Raw genomic sequence first — 18,636 nt, 5'->3', positions numbered from 1 at the left:
GCCTAAGGAGTCGGCGCCGTCACGCGTACCGGCGCGCGGCGCGCAGGGCCGCCGCCGTGTAGGACCCGCCGAACAGGTACACGTGCAGGAGCAGCGGCGCGAGCTGGTGCAGTTCGACGCGCTCCTGCCAGCCGTCGGCGAGCCGGGACTCGGCGTCGTACCCGGCGAGCACCGTCTCGAGCCGCGGGAGGCCGAACAGTGCGAGGAGCGCCAGGTCCGTCTCGGCGTGCCCACCGTGCGGGGTCGCGTCGATGAGCACCGCGCCCGTCGGCTCGGTCGTGTCGGTCGGCCAGAGCACGTTGCCCGCCCAGAGGTCCCCGTGCAACCGCGCCGGTCCGTCCCCGACGAGCGCCGGCTGCGGGGAACCGAGCGTCCCGTCCTCGAGCCGGTCGGCGACCCGGTCGAACACGGCGGCCTCGGCGGCGTCGAAGCCCCCGCGGTCGACGATCCGCTGCACGAAGTCGCGGATGCGGTACTCGGCGAAGAACGCTCCCCAGGTCGCCGGGGCGTCGGCCGCCGACGTGAAGGGCGTGCGGGACCGACCCATGCGCAGGCCGTTCGCGGTGGGGAAGCCCGGCGACGGCGCGCCCCAGTGCGCGGCGCCGGCGGCGTGGGTGCGCGCCAGGGACCGGCCGAAGCGCTCCGCCTGGGCGCGGGTCGGGGCTCCGTCGCTGATCCGTTCGAGGTGCAGGACGGTCGGCGACGGCTGTGCGAGGACCCGGGCGATCCGGGTGCCGCCCGTGTCCTCGGCCTCGGCGAGCCAGGCCAGGCCGGCGGCCTCGGCGGTCGCCTCGTCGGGGTCGGTGAAGGTCTTGACGTGGGTCTCGGGCACGGGTCCATCGTGCCCGTCCGGCCGCGCCGCTGTTCGACCGGTCGGTGGTCACACAGCGTCGACGAGGGCGCGCGCGAGCGGGTGCCAGGCGCGCGAGGACGGCCCGCTCAGCACCAGCGTCCGCTCGAGGCGTCGTGCCATCGGCACCATCACGAGGTCCGGCGGCAGCATCACGCGGCCGAGCGTCGGCACGATCGAGACCCCCTCGCCCCGCTCGATCATCCCGAACATGGTGCTCATCTCCCGCACGCGGTGGGCGTAGCGGAAGGGCTGCCCGTCGAGCTCGTGCAGGCGCTGGATCTGGTACTCGCAGCCGCCGCCACCGGCGACCAGGCCGTCCTCGTGCAGGTCGTCGAGCGTCAGGGCCGGCAGGTCCGCGAGCGGGTGGTCGCGACGGACGACGGCGGCCATCTCGTCCTGCGCGACGACCACGCCGCCGTCGGGCACGGGTGACGGGTCGACCAGCACCGCGGCGTCGACGGTGCCGGCCTCGAGCCACTCGGGCATCTCGTCGTCGTCGCCCTCGTAGACCTGCACGTCGACGTCGGGCAGGGTCACCGCCCACAGTTCGCGGAGGCGCGGCAGCAGGCCCTGGCAGACGGTGGGGACGGCGGCGAGCCGCACGGTGCCGCGCGCCGTGGCGGGCCGGACCACCGCCTCCAGGGCGTCGACGGAGGCGAGCACGCTGCGGGCGTGCGCGAGGAGGCGGTCGCCGAGCGGGGTGGTCGCGGCGGTCCCGCCGCGTCGGACGACCGCGCCGCCGACCTCGCGCTCGAGCCCGGCGACCGCGTGCGACACGGCGGACTGGCCGACCCCGAGCGCGACGGCCGCCCCGGTGAACGACCCCGCGTCGACGGTGGCGGTGAAGGCCCGGAGTTGGGGGATCGAAACGCTCATGTGCCGTCCTCATGCCGTCATGAACCGCATGCGTTTGCCGCATGCGAGAGTCGGTGTCGACACTAGGCCACATGAACGCCGTCCTCTACCTCCTCGTCGCACTCACGTGGGGATCGAGCTTCCTGTTCGCCAAGATCGGCCTCGACGGTCTGGCGCCGCAGCAGGTGGCCACCGTCCGCACGGTCCTCGGGGCCCTCACGCTCGTGGTCGTCCTGCTGGCCACCCGGCGGCGCTGGCCCCGCGAACCGCGGGTGTGGGGCCACCTGCTCGTCGTCTCGGTGTTCCTCAACGCGGTGCCGTCCTCGCTCATGGCCTGGGCCGAGCAGACGGTGCCGTCCGGGCTCGCGAGCATCTACAACGCGACGACGCCGATCATGACGATGGCGGCGCTCGCGGTGCTCGTGCCCTCCGAGAAGCTCCGCGGTCGGCAGGTCGTCGGCATCGTGCTCGGCATCGTCGGCGTGCTCGTGCTGGTCGGGCCGTGGGACGTCCTCGCCGATCCGGCCGTGCTCGCGAGCGTTCCCGGACAGGTCGCGCTGCTCGGCATGACGGCCTGCTACGGCGTCGGGCTCGCCTACCTCCGCCGCGTGGCCGTCGCGAGTTCGTACGACCCGGTGACGCTCGCGACGGTGCAGCTGACGCTGGCGTCCGGTCTGCTCCTGCTCGTCGCGCCCGTCATCGCCACCGGCCCGGTGCGGCTGGACTGGAGGATCGTGGCCGCGATGGTCGCGCTCGGTTGCGTCGGCACGGGGCTGGCCTACGCCTGGAACACGCGGCTGGTGCAGGCCTGGGGAGCGGGCCGCGCGTCCACCGTCACGTACCTGACGCCGGTGGTCGGGGTGGCGCTCGGCGTGGTCGTGCTCGGCGAGCGGGTGCGGTGGAACGAGCCGGTGGGCGGGCTCGTCGTGCTCGTCGGGATCGCCTTGGCGTCCGGGGTGCTCACCCGTCGGCGTGCACCCGCGACGGCTGCTGCCTGAGCGGCTGCGTGCTCGTGTCGTGCAGGCCGCGGCCGGTCGTCTCCGGGGCCATCGCCTGCGACAGCACGGCGCCGACCACGCAGATCGCCGCCGCCACGAGCATGCACGCGCCGATCCCGATCGAGTCGATCCCGACCGGCAGCAGGAAGGTCCCGGCGGCGGCACCGACACGGCTGACCGCTGCGGCGAAGCCGACGCCCGTGGACCGCACCTCGGTGGGCAGGACCTCGATCGGGTAGACGGCGGTGAGGTTCCCCTGCAGCGCGTTCATGAACGAGAACACCGCGAAACAGAGCACCACGACGATGCCCGGCGCCGAACCCCAGACGCCGACGGCGGCGAGCGCGACCGCCATGATCCAGAACGGCGGGATGAGCTGTCGGCGACGACCGAGGTGCTCGATCGTGAGCATGCCGACGAGGGCCCCGACCGCGGCCATGGCGTTGACGGTGATGGTGCCGGCCGCCTCGTTCGACAACTGCAGTGACTTCAGGACGGTCGGGGCGAACGTGAAGATCGCGAAGTACGGCGCGACGTTGCACGCCCAGAACAGTGAGATGAAGGCGAGCCGACCGCGGTTGCCCGGCGCGAAGAGCACGCGGTAGCCGCCGGGGCGCGCCTCCTCGGCGGCGTACTGCTCCCGCGTGAAGTAGTCGTCCCCGCCCAGGTGCGCCCGGACCACTGCGCGGGCCTCGTCCTCGCGCCCCTTGCCGAGCAGCCACCGGGGCGACTCCGGGAAGCCGATGCGGGCGACCGCGGTCACGACGGCGGGGACGGCACTCGTGACGAGCACCCAGCGCCAGCTCAGCCCGACCGCGTCGATGAGCACGTACGCCGTCACCACCGCCACGAGGTACCCGCCGTACCAGCTGACGAGCAGACCCGACAACCGACGACCACGGTCCTTCGACGGCGCGAACTCGGCGAGCATCGCGGCGCCGATCGAGTACTCCGCCCCGATCGCGACCCCGAGCAGCACCCGGACGACGAACAGCTGCCAGCCGTCGGCGACGAACGCCTGCAGCAGGCCGAGCACGATGAACGCGAGCACGTCGACGGTGAAGACGCGGCGTCGGCCGAAGCGGTCGGTGAGCCACCCGGCGAGCGGGGCGCCGATGAAGATGCCGATGAGCGAGCTCGCACCGATCAGCCCCGCGAGCGCCGGGTCGAGGTGGAGCGCGGCGGTGATCGCCGGCAGGGCGACGCTGATGACCCCGAGGTCGAACCCGTCGAGTCCCTCGCCCCACGCGCAGGCGAAGGTCATCCGGCGGAGGAAGCCCCGGTTGCCCGGGGTGGTGGTGCGGTCGGCCGTCGTCATCGTCGCTCCTCGTCGTGCGTCGTGCGTCGTGCGTCCTGCGCTGGTCGGCGCGGCACCGGTCGGACCGTAGGCCGCACGGTGCACGTCGGCCCTCAGGATGTCCACCGAGTGCCCCCGTGACGATGCCGTCCCTCTTGTGAAATTGAAGTTTCACCGGCAGAGTTCTTCCTGTCCGGTGCATGGCCGGACCGAAGGGAGACCGATGAAGTTCCTCACCGCACCACCACGTGTCGCGCTCGCCGCGGTGGCGACCAGTGCCCTCTGCGCGTCGCTGCTCGTGGCGAGTCCGGCGACTGCCGCACCCGACACCACAACACTGGAAGCAGCTCGGGGGTCTCTGTCCGCCGAGACGTCCGAGCGGCTGGAGGCAGCGATCGATCGCCGAACTGACACGTTCGACGGCGCCGCGGCAAGGAAGTCGGGTGTCCCGTCCTCGATCACGGACGACTTCGCCACCGGCTGGGTAGCAGCAGGCAAGTCCGCTACGAACGCGGTCGTCGACTCCGACGAACTCGCTGCGGCTCGTCGGGTCGTCCCGGATGTTCGCGCGTGCGCCGGTAGGAACCGATGGGACTACACCGGCATCCAACTCAACGTCTACCTCAACTCGTGCAACACCACGCGGGTCATCGGCTTGATCAACACCGGCTCTGGCGTCGCGACGCTCGCCGCAGCGATCACGGCCTTCACCGGACTCGGCGTTGCGATCGCGGGCGCGTTGGCCGGTGTGTTGGGGATCGCTGGCGGGGTGCTGACGACGTGTTCCGCCAGGGGAAGGGGGATCGTCATCCACAACATCCCGCCGGGGCCCGTTGTCTGGTGCAATGGACAGTGACGTGGTGAGCGCTTCCCCAGGAGGGACGAAGTGAAGGTACTCGCGATCGGACTGGTCATCGTGGGATCGCTCGCGGCCCTCGGCGGGATACTCGTGAACGTCGTGGCGGTCCTCGATCCCGTGTCCCGGAACGCCGTGTTCCTGACCACCGGCTCTGGCCCGGTCCTGATGTTCGGTGCGGCGACCGTGGTCATCGGCGGCTGTCTGCTCCGACGCCCTCGCCGGTTCCCGTAGCTGCATGTGCGGAGCCCCGCGACGCCCTGAGCGGGGCTCCGCACGTTCTCGACGAGCCCGGTGCGGCAGCCGCTGACGGGTGGCCGCACTTCGTGCACTGGGATTTCCCGCAGCCGTCAGCCGTAGCCTTCGGTGATGCCCACCGGTCGACGACGCCCCCTGCCGATCCTGTTGCTCGAGTCGTCGCACCCGGGGCCGACCGTCACCGTGACGGTGCTCGCCGCCGTGCTCTCCGCCGCCGTCGGGCACCCGGCGTGGCTGGTGGTCCTCGTCGCCCTGACGGTCGTCGCCGGGCAGCTCTCGATCGGCCTCGCCAACGACTGGATCGACGCCGACCGCGACCGGGCCGTCGGGCGTTCCGACAAGCCCGTCGCGCAGGGGCTCGTCGCCGTCGGCACCGTCCGCGCGGCGGCGTTCGGCACCGCCGGGGCGGCCGTCGTGCTCTCGCTCTTCCTGGGCCCGGTCGCGGCCGTCGCGCACCTCGTGCTCGTCGCCGCGGGGTGGGCCTACGACGCCGGGCTGAAGCGGACGGTGTGGTCGGTCGTGCCCTTCGTCGTCGCGTTCGGACTGCTGCCGGTGGTGGCGGTCTCCGCCGGACCCGACGCGCCCTGGCCCACGTGGTGGGCGATCGCGACCGGCGCCGTCTTCGGGGTGGCGATCCACTGCACGAACGTGCTGCCCGACCTGGTCGACGACGAGGCGACCGGCGTGCGTGGGTTCCCGCACCGGCTCGGGCTCCGGGGCGCGGGCGTGACGGCGTTCGGGTCGCTCGTGGTGGCGGCGCTCCTGGTGCTCGGCGGGCAGCTCGTCGGCGACGACCCGGTCCGTGGTGCCGGGGTGGTGCTCGCCGTGGTCGGCACCGTCGTCGTGGTCGTCCTGGCGGCGGTGGGGATCCGGTTGGTGGTGGCCGGGCGGGCCTCGAGGACGCTGTTCCGGCTGGTCATCGTGTCCTCGCTCGTCCTGGTGGTCGAGCTCGGCCTCGCCGGGGCGCGCCTGGTCGCCTGACCCCGTCGGGCGTGGCCGCGTGGCACGGCCGGTCGGGTGTGAGTCGGGCGGGACCCGTCAGGACCAGCGCATGGCGTAGAGGCGGGCCAGCCCGTGCGCGGACGGGAGCGACAGGGCGGTCCGGAGCAGCGCCTCCCGGGCGGCCGCGCCGAACGCACCGAGCGGTCGGCCGAGCGCCATGTTCGCCTCGGCCTGCCGGGCGGCACGACGGGCGGAGGCCTGGCGTCGGCGTGCGTAGTCGGGCCACGGTCCGGCCGCGCCGGAGGCGACCGCGTCGGCGAGGAGCGGCACCAGCTCGGCCGCGTCGAGCCAGCCGAGGTTCATGCCCTGCCCGCCGATCGGGCTGATCTCGTGCGCGGCGTCGCCGACGAGTACGACCCGGCCGACGCCGACACGGTCCGCGGCCCGGCGGCGGACGCCGAAGCCGCTCGTCATCGAGCAACTCGTCGGGTCGGGGGCGACGCCGGTGCGGGCCGCGACGAGGGCGGCGAGTCGGGCGGCGACGGCCGGGTCGGGCTCGCCGTGCGCGGTCCCGGCGGCGAAGGCGGCGTCGTCGGGCACCAGTGCGACGTAGCGGCGCCGACCGTGGGGGAGCGGGAAGGACTCGACGACGCCGTCCGGGCCGACGTCGACCAGGGCCGCGCTCCGGTCCCCGGGGTGCTCCGGGTCGTCGAAGTCGCCCATCACGTAGCGGTCCGGGTAGTCCCGACCACTCGTCCCGACGCCGATCAGGTCGCGGACGACGCTGCGGGCACCGTCCGCTCCGACGACGAAGGCGGCCTGCAGGACGACCGGTGCGCCGTCCGGGCCGGTGCCGGTCGCGTCGACGCGGTCGGGGTGCCGGTCGAGCCCGGTGAGGGCCGTCCCGGTGCGGAGCGCCGTCGGCGCCAGGTCGGCGAGCCGCTCCCGCAGGAGGGTCTCCGTCCGGTGCTGGTCGAGCGTCACCACGTAGGGGTGGGAGTCCGAGGCGCGGTCGAAGCTGAGGGTGCCGAGCGGCCGTCCGCCGCTCCGGGCGACCCCCGTGCGCACGCGTGTGCCCTCGGCGAGGACGGGGCCGTCGAGGCCCACGGCGGCGAAGGCGTCGAGCGACGGCGGGTGGATGCCGATCGCACGGGATCCCACCGGGGGCTCGGCGCGACGTTCCCAGACGACCACGGCGACACCCCTGGCCGCCAGGAGCGCGGCCGCGAACAGGCCGACGGGGCCACCGCCGACGACGAGGACGTCGACGCGCTCCGTGGTCACGCCGCGAGCCTACGGGGCCACGGTGTCGCGGGTGTCCAGGCCACGCACCGGGCGCCGCGGCCCGGCCGGCCGTCGCTACCCGGCAGGCCGGCTCGACCCGTCAGGCTGTTCCGGCCCGTCAGGCCGTCGTGCGCTCGGTCCGGTCGGCGGACTCCTGCTCCGCGGACCCGCGTCCCGGTCGGTCGGCGGTCTCGCGTCCGGACCGGTCCGCAGCCCGCAGGCGTCGGGCCTCGCGGAAGCGCTTCCGGGCCTTCTCGACGGGCACCTCGACGGCGTACGCCGCAGCGACCGCGACGAGCAGGGCGACGGCCACGAGCCACACGTTGCCCCAGGTCCCGATGGCGAACGTGCCGAGCAGGGCGATCACGAGGGGGTGCCACAGGTAGGTCGAGTACGACACCCGACGGCCGAACCAGGACACCGGGGACCAGGCGAGCACTGCCGACACGGGCGTCCGCACGGACACCAGGCCGCCGATCAGCACCGCCGAGACGACACCGGTCACGGGGAGCACCACACCGAACGACGTCGCGTGCTGCGTCCAGTCGTCGTCGATCCAGAACTGCACGGCGACGAGCAGCGCCGCCCCGAGCCACGTCGCGACGTGCCCGGCGAGACCGGCAGCCCACGTGCGGATCCGAACGTCGTCGAGGAGCAGTGCCAGCAGGCAGCCGGTCGCGAGCGGGACGACGCCGAGGACCGGGGAGAAGTAGACGTCCGGCGTGGCCCCGCCGTTCGGGGTCCGGTAGCTCGCCCACGACGCCGCCGCGGCAGCCACGACGACGACGCCGAGCCCGATCACCACCCAGCGACGCCGCGACCGGAGGGCGAACAGCAGCACGAGGACCGGCGGCCACACGAGGTAGAACTGCTCCTCCATGGACAGGCTCCACGTGTGGGCGAACACGCCCTGCGTGGTGTCCCAGTACGAGCGGAAGAGGTTGCCGGTGTAGCTCAGTGCGATGAACGCTGCTTCGCCGGGGGAGAACGACGCGCCCTTGTAGTCGCCGACCCAGTTCCACAGCGCGAGGCCGACCACGACGAGCGCCAGCAGCGCCGGGTAGAGCCGGAGGAGCCGCTTCGTCCAGAACGAGCCGAGGCGGATGCGGCCGGTGCGCCGGTGCTCGCCGAGCAGCAGCGTCGAGATGAGGAACCCCGACAGCACGAAGAACACCGTCACACCGATGAACCCGCCCTCGAACTGCGGCACGTGCAGGTGGTAGAGGATCACGATCATGATCGCGACGGTGCGCAGGCCGTCGAGGGCCGGAGCGCGGTGGGTCAGGGGCGGCGGCGGGGTGGCACGGGCCCGGATGCCGGTCGGGGCGGCCGGGGCGGCGGTCCTGGTGGTCCGCTCCGGCGAGGGCGTGGTGGTCGTGGTGGTGGCCACGGGCGCCTCCTGCGAGATCGGGTCGACGAGGTCACGGACCGTGTGGTCGTGACCGGATCGTTACAGGATGCTCGACGAACCCAAGAGCCGTCTCAACGACCGGGGTGCACCAGGCTCGTCAGTGCGTCGAGGCGCTCGGCGGCGATCGCTCCGAACGGGCGGTCCTCGCCGTCGGCGATCCACTGGGCGAACGACAGGTGGAACACCGTGATCGCCGTCTCCGCTGCCATCGTCGCGGCGGGTTCCGGGACGCCGCGGTCGCGGAGTGCGTCACCGATGTGCACCTTCAGGCCCGCCAGCTTGCCGAGTTCGCGCTCGCCGAGGGCCGGGTGCGCGTCGATGACCACCTGGCGCTCCCGCGACCAGGTGCGACGGTCCTCGGGGAAGAAGGCTCCGGCCGCGTCGAGCGCACGCCGCACGAGCTCGAACGGCGCGGTGCCGTCCGGTGCCTGCTCGATCGGGTTCGTGAACATCGCGGTGAAGTCGTCCTGGCCGGCGAACAGCACCTCCCGCTTGTCGGCGAAGTGCCGGAAGAAGGTGCGCTCGGTGACCTCGGCCGCCGCGGCGATCTCCGCCACGGTCGTCTCGTCGTAGCCCTGAGTGGCGAAGAGCCGCAGGGCGGTCGCCTGCAGTCGACCACGCGTTCCGGGTTGCCATCGAGCCATGTCCGCAGTCTACTGATGACAGCGGCTGACATCGAGTGCTACGGTGACGTCAGTCCCTGACATCACGTCGGGGACACCAGTGGAAGGACTCACCATGCACGTGTTCGTCACCGGAGCCTCCGGATGGATCGGCTCGCACACCGTCGACGACCTGCTCGCCGCCGGACACACCGTCTCCGGGATCGCCCGCTCCGACTCGTCGTCCGCGGCGCTCGCGGCGAAGGGCGTCACCGTCCTCCGGGGCGACCTCGACGACCTCGACACCATCCGACGCGGTGCGGCCGACTCCGACGGCGTGCTGCATCTCGCGAACAAGCACGACTGGGGCAACCCCACGGCCACGAACGCGACCGAACGTGCGGCGGTCGAGACGATCGGCGAGGCCCTCGTCGGCACCGACCGGCCGTTCGTCGTCGCCTCGGGCGTGGCCGGGCTTGCGCAGGGCCGGCCCGCGACCGAGCAGGACCCGAACCCCTTCGTCGGACCGGACAGCATGCGCGGGGGCAGCGAGAACCGTGCCCTCGACTTCGTCGACCAGGGCGTCCGCAGCATCGCCGCCCGCTTCAGCCCGACCACCCACGGCACCGGCGACCACGGCTTCATCGCCGCGATCGTCGCCGCCGCCCGGGAGCGCGGTGTCTCCGGCTACGTCGGCGACGGCACGAACACCTGGGCCGCCGTGCACGTCACCGACGCTGCGCGGCTCGTCCGGCTCGGGCTCGAGCAGGCTCCGGCCGGCACGAAGCTGCACGCCGTCGCCGAGACCGCGATCCCGACCCGGGCCATCGCCGAGGCCGTCGGCGAGGGGCTCGGACTCCCGGTCACGTCGGTCGACCCGGCCGACGCCGAGGAACACTTCGGCTTCATCGGGCGGTTCTTCGCCATGGAGATGTCGGCGACCTCCGAGGGGACGCGCGAGCTCCTCGGATGGGAGCCGACCGGTCCGCGCCTGCTGGAGGACGTCGCCGCCGGCGCGTACGCCGAGGCAGCCCGGCGCTGAGCCGCCCGGGTCGTCTCGCTCGTCCGGATGGTCCGTCCGGGCTCCGACCCGGAACGACAGGACCGACGTCGCACGACGTCGGTCCTGTCGCTCGTTGCGCGCGCGGGATGTCGCGCTGCGCGCGGAGCGACGAAGTCGATGTCGTACGACATCGACCCTGTCGTACCGAGTCGGTCCGCGCCTAGTCGGTACGACATCGACGCTGTCGTACCGCGTCGGTCCGCGCCTACTCGGCCTTCTGCATCTGCCAGGGCTCCGGCTCGCGGTCGCCGTTCGGCCGCACGGGCCGGACGTCGCCCACGATCGGGATCGACCGCTTCCGCATGAACCACAGGTAGCGGACGAAGAAGTGCGACAACGTCGACAGACGGTTGCCGTTGCCGAGCAGCGACGCGATGTGCACGCCGACCCACGCCAGCCAGGCCACCGGCCCGACCATCGTGATGCCGCCGCGCAGCTGCGCGACCGCGGCGTTCGTGCCGATCGTCGCCATCGTGCCCTTGTCGAAGTACTTGAGGTGCTCCGTCGGCTTGCCCTCGAGCAGCCGGACGATCTGCCGCGCGGCGTGCTTGCCGCCCTGCAGCGCCGGCTGGGCGAGCTGGGCGAGGGCGTCGTCCTGCGCGGCGATGTCACCGGCCGAGAAGATCCGCTCGGCGCCCTTCACGCTGAGGTCGTCGTTCACCTGGATGCGCCCGCCGTGCGTCTGCGGCATGCCCCAGCCGGAGACCTCCTTGTGCGCGGCGACGCCGGTGGCCCAGATGACCTGCGACGCGGGGATGAACTCGCCCGCCGCCGTGACGACGCCGTCCGGCTTCACCTCGGCGACACCGGTGTTCAGTCGCAGCACGACCCCGCGCTTGCGCAGGATCTTCGCCGCGTACCGCCGGAGGCGCGGGGCGAAGGGCTTGAGGAGCTCACCGCTGCGGTGCACGAGCGTGATCGAGATGTTGCCGCGCTCGATCTCGGGGTAGGCGCCGACGAGCGCCTGGTCGCGGAGCTCGGCCAGCGCGCCCGCCATCTCGACCCCGGTCGCGCCGCCGCCCACGATCACGATGCGGATCTCGTCGGGCCCCTGCTTCGCCGCCGCCTGCTCGAGGCGCGTGAACAGCTCGTCACGGATGCGGAGCGCCTGCGAGCGGGAGTACATCGAGTACGCGTACTCGTACGCGCCCGGGGTGCCGAAGTAGCTCGTGTTGACGCCGTTCGCCAGGATCAGCCAGTCGTAGTGCAGGTGCTCGCCGTCGGACATCTCGGCGACGCGCTCGTCCGTCCGGATCCCGGTGAGCAGGCCGTGCCGGAACTCCGCGTTGTTCTGCTTCGCGCGGAGGCTGCGCAGGAAGTAGGTCACGTCCCCGGCGTTCAGGCCACCGGTCGCCACCTGGTACATGAGCGGCTGGAACATGTTGTAGACGTGCCGGTCGACCAGGGTGACCCGGACCGGGGCGTCCGCGAGCTCGCGCATCGCGGCGACACCGGCGAATCCACCGCCGACGATGACGACGTGCGGGCGGGTGTCCTGGGGCATGCTGGTTCCGGCTTTCCTGTGGTGGTGGAACGGTCACCTCAGAGGGTACGCGCGGTTGGCACCCGTCTCGTTCACGGCCGGCCCTGGTAGGTCAGGCCTCGAGCGGGCCGTAGGTGCTCAGGACGTTCCCCTTGCTCGTCACGGTGCTGCCGAGCAGCCGCAGGCGCGTGGGCGGGTCAGTCGGCTCGAAGAGCTTGCGTCCGGCGCCCGCGATCGCGGGGTGGACCATGAGCTGGAGTTCGTCGAGCAGCCCGGCGAAGAGCAGGTGACGGACCACCGTGACGCTGCCGCACACGGCGATGTCCGCCCCGTCCCGCTGCTTGAGGGACCGGACGAAGTCGTCGAGGTCGCCGCTGATCAGCGTGCTGTTCTCCCACGCCAGGTCGTCGTCGAGCGTGGTCGAGGCCACGTGCTTCTCGATCGGGTTGATCCACTGGCCGAACGGGTCCTCGGGGTGCGCGGGCCACCACTCGGCCCACTCGAGGTAGCTGTTCCGGCCGAGCAGGACGGTGTCCGTCCGGGCCATGAAGGCGCCCATGCCGGCGCCGAGTTCCTCGTCGAAGGAGTCGTACTGGAACCGGAAGGGGTCCTGCACGACGCCGTCGACGGAGGAGAACAGTCCTGCGGTGACCTTGCGCATGAGCGGAGCGTAGCGCTCAGCTGTTCATGGCGGAACCGGTCGCTGCCGAACCGGTGCCGTCAGTGCTGCCGGTGCCGCCGGTGCCCGTCCCGGTCCCGTCCGACCCGGTACCGCCGGTCCCTGTCCCGCCGCCGCCGCTGCTGCCGCCGGTCCCGCCGCTGCCGCCCTGCGTGCCGGAGCCGGGGAACCGCCCGCCGCCGGGGAGCTGGCCGGTCCCGCCGTCCGTGCCGGGGACCCGCGTGCTCGAGTGTCCCGAGCTCCCGATCGCGTGCCCGACGGCGAACCCGATCCCACCGCCGGCGAGGAGCGCCGCCAGCCCGACCGCCACGGCGAGGACGGGCCACAGCCACGGCGGCCGTGCGCCCGAGCGACGCCCCGTCGTCGGGGCGCCGTACCAGGGCGTCGCGCCGCTCGGCCCGTCGTGCTGCCGTCCGGTGCCGGGCGCGGGGACCCGGAACGGCGACCCGGCCTGGTACGGCGACCCGGCCTGGTACGGGTCCCAGGCCTGTCCACCGGCGGGCGCGGCGGACGGCGCAGGGGCGTCGATGGTCGAGGTGGAGGTCGGCGCGGGCGCCGCGCTCCATCCGGTGGGGTCCGCGCTCGCAGCGGGGGCAGCCGCCCGGGCGTGGTCCTGGTCGTGGTCCTGGTCGCGGTGGTGGTCAGCAGCAGTGGTGTCGTCGGTCATGGGCACGAGTGCACACGGGCGGCCTGTGGCGGGGTGATGACGACCCTGGCGGCTGGCTGTGACCGCGCCGCCTCGAGCGGCAGGCGGGTCAGCGGGGGTCGGCCGCCGCGAGCACCGCCTCGCGTGTCCGCGCGTCGCCGAGGATCCGGAAGTGTCCGCCGACCGGCACCCGCACGTTCGTCGCCCCGGCGAGCGCGCTGCCCTCCGGGATGAGCGTGTCGAAGACCCCGAAGACCGAGGTGATCCGCGCGTTCGCGTCGAGCTCCCGCGCCAGACCGGCGAGCACCGGGTCGGTGGCCCGGAACGCCCGCAGGTGCCGGACCGGGGCCAGTCGCGCGTACCCGGACCCGGCGAACGGCGTCGACACCGCTACCATGCGGTCGATCCGTCCGTGGTCGTCGAGTCGGGTCATGGCGTACTTCCCGATCAGCCCGCCCTTGCTGTGCGCGACGAGCAGCACGCTGTGCAGGTCGTGCTCCTGCAGGTACGCCAGCACCTCCTGCGCCGACTCCGGCACCGGTCGCAGGTTGTGCCGCAGCACCGGGAGCACGTGCACCGGGTGGCCGCGGTCGTGCAGTGCGTCCATCAGCGGTCGCATGAAGTGCCAGGTCTCGTAGACGCCCGGCACCACGACGACCGGTTGTCCGTCGCCGGTGCGGTAGTCGTCGGCGGTCGTCGGGCCGAGGCTCCGCAGCTGCCACCGGGCGGCGTACCACCAGTCGAGGACGGCCCACCAACCGCGGCGCACCAGCGGGATGCGGACGGGAGGCGCGGTGCGGTCCGTGCGCGTCGGTCCCGTCCCGGACGTGGGCGCGTCCGTCATCGGGTTCCTCCCGTGGTCCGGACGCGTCGGAACTCGTCGACCGTACGCGCGAACGCCACCGGCTGGTGTTCCTGCACGTGGTGCGGTCCGGGCAGCTCGACGAACTCGCCACGGGGAGCGGCGGCGGCGAGCCGGGTCGCCCAGTCCCGGCGGGCGATCGGGTCGCGGGAGCCGCGGACGACGAGCACCGGTCGGTCGACGTGGGGCAGGGTGTCCTCGAGCCGGTGCCGGAGCATGGGTCCGAGTTCGCGGAGGTACTGCGGGATGCTGCGGAGGTAGTCCGTCGTGACGACGCCGTTCATCCGGAGCCCCTCGACGAGGCAGTCACGGGCGAGGTCGAGCGCCTGCAGGACCGCGTGCCGCCGCCCCTCGACGACGACCGGTCCGATGAGGACCACCGACGCGACGGACCCGGGGTGTCGACGGGCGGCCTCGGCGACGACCTGTGTGCCCATCGACTGACCGACCAGGACCAGCGGACCGGTGCCGCGGCTCCGGACGGCTCGGACGACGAGGTCCGCGAGCTCCTCGATCTGCAGTCGGCGTCCGGCGCCGGGGAGCCCGCCGAAGCCGGGCAGGTCGACGCTGATCGTGCGGTGCGTCGCGGCGAGCGCCGCCTGCGTCCGCCGGAAGGACCGGTGCGACATTCCGATGCCGTGCACGAGGACGACCGTGGGGGCGAGGTCGTCCCGGACCCGGCCGGCCGTGGCGAGGGTGTGCAGGCGCACGGGGAGCCCATCGATCCGGACGGTCTCCACCTTGGCGCGCACGGTCCGAGGCTACGCGGACGGTCCTGCGCGCTCGGACCCTGCCGCTGGCGTGCTGGTCCGCGACCCGGCCTGGGCGGCGCGGTGCGCCCGTCGGCCCGTCAGGCCCCGGGCAGGAAGAAGCAGAACGGGTGCCCGTCGGGGTCGAGCATCACCCGGACGTCGTCCTGCGGCTGGTACGACGCCTGGCTCGCGCCGAGCTCCTCGGCCCGGGCCACCGCGCCGGGCAGGTCCTGCACCTCGAAGTCCAGGTGCAGCTGCATGCCGGGGGCGTCGGTCGTGCCGGGCCAGGTCGGTGCCACGTACGCCGGTTCGTACTGCACGGAGATGCCGGGGCCGTCGTCCGGGCGGACGCGCGCCCAGGTGGGGTCGTCCTCGTGCACGGTCCACCCGGTGAGCGCCCCGTAGAACCGGGCGAGCGGGATCGCGTCCGGTGACTGCAGGACGGTGGCGGAGAGCGTCGGCATCGACGGGTCGTCGGCGGTCATGCGCCGGATGCTACGCCGTCAGCGTGCGGCGACGCTCGCACGGTCGACGATCCGGTGCGGGATGACGACGGTCTGCGGCGGGGCGTCCCGGTCCTCGATGCGGCGGGTGAGCAGGTCGAGGGCGGCGGTCGCGAAGGCCCGCCGGTCGAACGACACGGTGCTGAGGGCGGGGATCGCGAACGCGGCTCCGTCGACGTCGTCGAACCCCATGACGCTCACCTGCTCCGGGACCCGGACGCCGCGGGCGGCGAGGACGTGCAGCACCCCGAACGCGATCGAGTCCGTGAACGCGAAGACCGCGTCGGGCAGCGGGTTCGTGTCCAGCCAGTCCGCGAAGGCCGCGGCGGCCTCGCTCGTGGTCCAGCCGGCGAGCGGCACGCGCAGGGACGGCTCCGGGGCGATGCCCGCCGCCGCGAGGCCGGCCAGGTACCCGCGCTCCCGCAGCTCGCTCGTGGCCGTCGGCGCGGTGGCGCGGGCCGCTCCGACGATCGCGATCCGACGGTGCCCCGCTGCGACGAGGTGTGCGGTGACCTGCTCGGCGGCGGCACGGCTGTCGACGTGCACCTGGTCGACGTGCTCGGGCTCGACCTCGCCGATCACGACCGTCGGGGGGAGCCCCTCGGTCGAGGCGAGGACGCTGGCGCTGAGCGACACCGGGTTGAGGATGAGTCCGTCGACGAGGTGGGCGCGCGCCCGGGACACCAGGTCGCGTTCACGGTCGGGGTCGTTGCCGGTCTGGTCGAGCTGCACGGTCCAGGACCGTTCGCGGGCGAGTTCGACGAACCACTGCGCGAGCTCCGCGGAGTAGGCGCTCGCCATCTCGGGCAGCGTCAGCGCGATCGCCCCCGACCGGCCGTTCCGCAGGCCGCGCGCCGAGAGGTTCGGGACGTAGTCGAGCTCGGCGAGGGCCCGTTCGACCCGGGCCTTCGTGTCCGGGCGCACCGCCACACCGCCGTTGATCACGTTGGAGACGGTCTTCGGCGACACCCCGGCGAGGGCGGCCACGTCCCGCACGGTTGCGCGCATCGGGTCGAGCGTAGCGCGGGGGCGCCGTCCCGTGGCGGTCGTGCCCCGCGCCCGCGCCCCTGGGGTGCCGGAGGGTCAGCGGGACGTGGCGGCATCGACCGCCCTCGTCACCTCGGGCTCGAGGAACGGGGCCATCGACCTCGCGTACGTCTGCGTGACGTGCTGCACCTGCCGGTACACGACCACGCCGCCGATCACCGCGGGGCACGTGCCGTCCGTGCAGAACATCGCGGTCGAGTCGATGAGCGTCACGCCCGGCGTCGTCCGGGCCGCCTGGGCCACCGGGTCGTCGAGCAGGGAGTCGGCTTCGCTGACGTCGCAGGCCGCTCCGTCGCCGTGCTGTTCGACGCAGCTCGGCACGTCGGACACTCCGCCGATCCCGGGGTCCGGGTTGTCGCGCAGGGCGACGACCGCGGAACCCGCCTGCTGCAGCCGGACCCACGTGGTCGCGTAGGCCGCGGCGGCGGAGTCGCGGACGGCCGGCGTCAGCTCGTCGGGGTGTCGGACGAGACCGTGCGGCCAGGGGGTCCGTGAGAGCGCCGCGACGAAGACCACGTCGTAGCGCTCCTGCTGCAGGCGCTGGAGGGTGTCGGCCTTCCACGTGTCGCAGGACGGCGTGACGAGCGCCCGTGTCATCGGGCAGCCGGAGTGCAGGTACGTCGTGAGGCTCCAGTGCTTCGCCTTCGCGATGAGCTCCAGTGCCGGCACGTAGTTGGCGGCGTGCGAGTCGCCGACGATCGCGAGGCGCACGGTGCCGTCGGGGTCGCCCACCTCGCAGCCCTTCACGGTGGTGTCGTCACCGGCGACCTGGCACCCCCGGCCGCCCTCGTCGGCGAAGTCGTCGTCGGCGGCCTGCACCGGCGTCGGGGTGATGTCGTCGGCGTCCACCTGGGGGCAGTCCGCCCGGGGCTGCATCGCCGCGGCGCCGTAGCAGGCGGGGCTGCTGAGGGTCCCGCCCGAGGTGGTGACGCCGGTCGTGGCGCTCGCCGACTGCTCCCGCACGACGGAGCCGTACATCCCTGCGGCGGGCAGGGCGACGACGAGCATGCCGGCGACGGCCAGGACGAGGATGCCGCGGTGTCGGGGACGCGGTGCGCGCATGCGCTCCGTGGAGAACGCGATGACCGGCAGCTCGATGAGCCGGCGCGAGAAGTGGGCGAGCACGAGCGCCGTGGCCAGGACGACGCCCTTCGCCCAGAGCGGGGTCGCCTCGCCGGTGGTGCGTCCCAGGACGAACGGCATCACGACGAGCAGCGGCCAGTGCCAGAGGTAGAGCGAGTAGGACACGTCGCCGAGCCACTGCACCGTCCGCAGCCGGAACAGGACCGCCGGTCCCCACCGTGGCTCCGGCATCCCGCCCGCGATCACCAGCGCGACCCCGACCACCGGGACGATGGCGGTCCAGCTCGGGAACGGGGTCGACGCGTCGAAGCGGAGCGCGGTCGTGACGATGAGGGCGATGCCGGCCCAGCTCATCGTCGCGGCGAGCGCGTCCGGGATCCGCACACGCTGGAGACCCAGCCAGAGCAACCCGCCGGCCGCGAACTCCCACGCCCGCGTGGTGGTCAGGAAGTAGGCCGCGGGGGAGTGCGCGGTCTCCCAGATCGAGGACGCCAGGGACAGCACGAACACGGCGCCGAGCGCGACGGCGATCGCGGGCGCCAGCGACACCCCGCTGCGGCGGCGGCGACGGTACCGCAGGAACGCGCAGCCCCACAGGACGAGCGGCCACACCGCGTAGAACTGTTCCTCGGTCGACAGCGACCAGAAGTGCTGGACGATGCTCGAGTCGGACGCGAGCGCCGAGTAGTCCACCGAGTTCGCCGCGAGCGCCCAGTTCTCGACGTAGAGCGCGCTCGCGATGATCTGTTCGGTGAAGTCCTTCCAGAGCGTCCGCGGGACGAACACCGCGGTCAGCAGGAGGGTCACGAACAGGGTGGTCATCGACGCCGGCAGGAGTCGCCACGCCCGTCGGGCGTAGAAGACCCGGAAGCTGAAGCGGCCGGTGGCGAGCGGCTTCGCGATGTGGGCCGTGATGAGGAACCCGGAGATGACGAAGAACACGTCGACCCCGACGTACCCGCCGGGCAGGACGTCGGGGAACAGGTGGTACACGACGACCGCGGCGATGGCGAGCGCACGGACTGCCTGGATCTCGAGCCGGAGCGTCCGGGTCGACGCGGCCGTGCCCGGATGGCGCCTGGTCGGCCGGGGGCGCGAACGGTGGCGGGCGGCGGGGGCATGGCGCGCTGCGCGCGGCGGCGCGACGGTCACGGGACCCCCC

Annotated in this window: 19 protein-coding genes; 5 read left to right on the top strand and 14 right to left on the bottom strand. The window is 73.3% G+C overall.

Features of this window, described 5'->3' with window-relative positions; genetic code table 11:
• Window positions 1–19 precede the first annotated feature (19 nt).
• On the bottom strand, window positions 20–832 hold the full coding sequence (locus AAEP86_RS18055; protein WP_420368658.1) for a fructosamine kinase family protein: 813 nt from the start codon (window positions 830–832) through the stop codon (window positions 20–22).
• A 48-nt stretch (window positions 833–880) separates the two neighbouring features.
• Window positions 881–1,729, bottom strand: a complete 849-nt coding sequence (locus tag AAEP86_RS18050; protein WP_420368657.1) for a LysR family transcriptional regulator — start codon at window positions 1,727–1,729, stop codon at window positions 881–883.
• Between the two features lie 71 nt (window positions 1,730–1,800).
• Here AAEP86_RS18050 and AAEP86_RS18045 point away from each other — a divergent pair, with 71 nt between their 5' ends.
• Window positions 1,801–2,706, top strand: coding sequence for a DMT family transporter (locus AAEP86_RS18045; RefSeq protein ID WP_420368656.1), 906 nt, complete (start codon window positions 1,801–1,803; stop codon window positions 2,704–2,706).
• Here the strand turns inward: AAEP86_RS18045 and AAEP86_RS18040 are convergent.
• The gene (locus AAEP86_RS18040; RefSeq protein ID WP_420368655.1) at window positions 2,669–4,024 is read right to left on the bottom strand and encodes an MFS transporter; all 1,356 of its coding nucleotides are present in this window, start codon (window positions 4,022–4,024) and stop codon (window positions 2,669–2,671) included. The genes AAEP86_RS18045 and AAEP86_RS18040 overlap by 38 nt on opposite strands.
• Window positions 4,025–4,226: 202 nt before the next feature.
• Here AAEP86_RS18040 and AAEP86_RS18035 point away from each other — a divergent pair, with 202 nt between their 5' ends.
• The 3 genes from AAEP86_RS18035 to AAEP86_RS18025 all read left to right on the top strand — a co-directional run bounded on the left by AAEP86_RS18035 (window position 4,227) and on the right by AAEP86_RS18025 (window position 6,098).
• The gene (locus tag AAEP86_RS18035; RefSeq protein WP_420368654.1) at window positions 4,227–4,859 is read left to right on the top strand and encodes a hypothetical protein; all 633 of its coding nucleotides are present in this window, start codon (window positions 4,227–4,229) and stop codon (window positions 4,857–4,859) included.
• A gap of 30 nt (window positions 4,860–4,889) precedes the next feature.
• Entirely contained in the window at window positions 4,890–5,093 is a 204-nt protein-coding gene (locus AAEP86_RS18030; RefSeq protein ID WP_420368653.1) for a hypothetical protein, read from the top strand.
• 135 nt (window positions 5,094–5,228) lie between these two features.
• On the top strand, window positions 5,229–6,098 hold the full coding sequence (locus AAEP86_RS18025) for a UbiA family prenyltransferase (protein ID WP_420368652.1): 870 nt from the start codon (window positions 5,229–5,231) through the stop codon (window positions 6,096–6,098).
• 57 nt (window positions 6,099–6,155) lie between these two features.
• On the opposite strand, the gene AAEP86_RS18020 is transcribed toward AAEP86_RS18025, so the two are convergent.
• The 3 genes from AAEP86_RS18020 to AAEP86_RS18010 all read right to left on the bottom strand — a co-directional run bounded on the left by AAEP86_RS18020 (window position 6,156) and on the right by AAEP86_RS18010 (window position 9,398).
• Window positions 6,156–7,343, bottom strand: a complete 1,188-nt coding sequence (locus tag AAEP86_RS18020) for an FAD-dependent oxidoreductase (protein WP_420368651.1) — start codon at window positions 7,341–7,343, stop codon at window positions 6,156–6,158.
• A 118-nt stretch (window positions 7,344–7,461) separates the two neighbouring features.
• Entirely contained in the window at window positions 7,462–8,733 is a 1,272-nt protein-coding gene (locus AAEP86_RS18015) for an acyltransferase family protein (RefSeq protein ID WP_420368650.1), read from the bottom strand.
• Between the two features lie 92 nt (window positions 8,734–8,825).
• Window positions 8,826–9,398, bottom strand: coding sequence for a TetR/AcrR family transcriptional regulator (locus tag AAEP86_RS18010; RefSeq protein WP_420368649.1), 573 nt, complete (start codon window positions 9,396–9,398; stop codon window positions 8,826–8,828).
• A gap of 94 nt (window positions 9,399–9,492) precedes the next feature.
• On the opposite strand from AAEP86_RS18010, the gene AAEP86_RS18005 reads away from it, so the two are divergent.
• Window positions 9,493–10,398 (top strand): SDR family oxidoreductase, encoded by a 906-nt coding sequence (locus tag AAEP86_RS18005; RefSeq protein WP_420368648.1) that lies wholly within the window; start codon window positions 9,493–9,495, stop codon window positions 10,396–10,398.
• Window positions 10,399–10,624: 226 nt separating this feature from the next.
• On the opposite strand, the gene AAEP86_RS18000 is transcribed toward AAEP86_RS18005, so the two are convergent.
• The 8 genes from AAEP86_RS18000 to AAEP86_RS17965 form a co-directional block, all read right to left on the bottom strand.
• Window positions 10,625–11,923 (bottom strand): NAD(P)/FAD-dependent oxidoreductase, encoded by a 1,299-nt coding sequence (locus AAEP86_RS18000; protein WP_420368647.1) that lies wholly within the window; start codon window positions 11,921–11,923, stop codon window positions 10,625–10,627.
• A 91-nt stretch (window positions 11,924–12,014) separates the two neighbouring features.
• Window positions 12,015–12,563, bottom strand: a complete 549-nt coding sequence (locus AAEP86_RS17995) for a dihydrofolate reductase family protein (RefSeq protein ID WP_420368646.1) — start codon at window positions 12,561–12,563, stop codon at window positions 12,015–12,017.
• Between the two features lie 16 nt (window positions 12,564–12,579).
• The gene (locus tag AAEP86_RS17990) at window positions 12,580–13,248 is read right to left on the bottom strand and encodes a hypothetical protein (protein WP_420368645.1); all 669 of its coding nucleotides are present in this window, start codon (window positions 13,246–13,248) and stop codon (window positions 12,580–12,582) included.
• 88 nt (window positions 13,249–13,336) lie between these two features.
• Window positions 13,337–14,071 (bottom strand): esterase/lipase family protein, encoded by a 735-nt coding sequence (locus AAEP86_RS17985; RefSeq protein WP_420368644.1) that lies wholly within the window; start codon window positions 14,069–14,071, stop codon window positions 13,337–13,339.
• A complete protein-coding gene (locus tag AAEP86_RS17980; RefSeq protein WP_420368643.1) occupies window positions 14,068–14,841 on the bottom strand; it encodes an alpha/beta fold hydrolase in 774 nt (257 codons plus the stop codon). Before AAEP86_RS17980 ends, AAEP86_RS17985 begins: the two co-directional genes overlap by 4 nt.
• Window positions 14,842–14,939: 98 nt before the next feature.
• Window positions 14,940–15,326: a VOC family protein gene (locus AAEP86_RS17975; RefSeq protein ID WP_420368642.1), complete on the bottom strand. Its 387-nt coding sequence runs from the start codon at window positions 15,324–15,326 to the stop codon at window positions 14,940–14,942.
• Between the two features lie 18 nt (window positions 15,327–15,344).
• Entirely contained in the window at window positions 15,345–16,352 is a 1,008-nt protein-coding gene (locus AAEP86_RS17970) for a LacI family DNA-binding transcriptional regulator (protein WP_420368641.1), read from the bottom strand.
• Window positions 16,353–16,427: 75 nt separating this feature from the next.
• Window positions 16,428–18,626: an acyltransferase family protein gene (locus tag AAEP86_RS17965; RefSeq protein ID WP_420368640.1), complete on the bottom strand. Its 2,199-nt coding sequence runs from the start codon at window positions 18,624–18,626 to the stop codon at window positions 16,428–16,430.
• Window positions 18,627–18,636 lie beyond the last annotated feature (10 nt).

This window comes from Curtobacterium sp. L1-20 (assembly GCF_048755855.1).
Classification (GTDB): Bacteria; Actinomycetota; Actinomycetes; order Actinomycetales; family Microbacteriaceae; genus Curtobacterium.
The sequence above is the reverse complement of the archived record's forward strand: the minus strand, read 5'-3'. Positions and strand labels throughout refer to the sequence as shown.

Coding starts and splice junctions, on each gene's coding strand:
- AAEP86_RS18005 (WP_420368648.1), top strand. CDS start 9,493: ATGCACGTGTTCGTCACCGGAGCCTCCGGATGGATCGGCTCGCACACC.
- AAEP86_RS18010 (WP_420368649.1), bottom strand. CDS start 9,398: ATGGCTCGATGGCAACCCGGAACGCGTGGTCGACTGCAGGCGACCGCC.
- AAEP86_RS18045 (WP_420368656.1), top strand. CDS start 1,801: ATGAACGCCGTCCTCTACCTCCTCGTCGCACTCACGTGGGGATCGAGC.
- AAEP86_RS18040 (WP_420368655.1), bottom strand. CDS start 4,024: ATGACGACGGCCGACCGCACCACCACCCCGGGCAACCGGGGCTTCCTC.
- AAEP86_RS18035 (WP_420368654.1), top strand. CDS start 4,227: ATGAAGTTCCTCACCGCACCACCACGTGTCGCGCTCGCCGCGGTGGCG.
- AAEP86_RS17975 (WP_420368642.1), bottom strand. CDS start 15,326: ATGACCGCCGACGACCCGTCGATGCCGACGCTCTCCGCCACCGTCCTG.
- AAEP86_RS18000 (WP_420368647.1), bottom strand. CDS start 11,923: ATGCCCCAGGACACCCGCCCGCACGTCGTCATCGTCGGCGGTGGATTC.
- AAEP86_RS17990 (WP_420368645.1), bottom strand. CDS start 13,248: ATGACCGACGACACCACTGCTGCTGACCACCACCGCGACCAGGACCAC.
- AAEP86_RS17970 (WP_420368641.1), bottom strand. CDS start 16,352: ATGCGCGCAACCGTGCGGGACGTGGCCGCCCTCGCCGGGGTGTCGCCG.
- AAEP86_RS18025 (WP_420368652.1), top strand. CDS start 5,229: ATGCCCACCGGTCGACGACGCCCCCTGCCGATCCTGTTGCTCGAGTCG.
- AAEP86_RS18050 (WP_420368657.1), bottom strand. CDS start 1,729: ATGAGCGTTTCGATCCCCCAACTCCGGGCCTTCACCGCCACCGTCGAC.
- AAEP86_RS17985 (WP_420368644.1), bottom strand. CDS start 14,071: ATGACGGACGCGCCCACGTCCGGGACGGGACCGACGCGCACGGACCGC.
- AAEP86_RS17995 (WP_420368646.1), bottom strand. CDS start 12,563: ATGCGCAAGGTCACCGCAGGACTGTTCTCCTCCGTCGACGGCGTCGTG.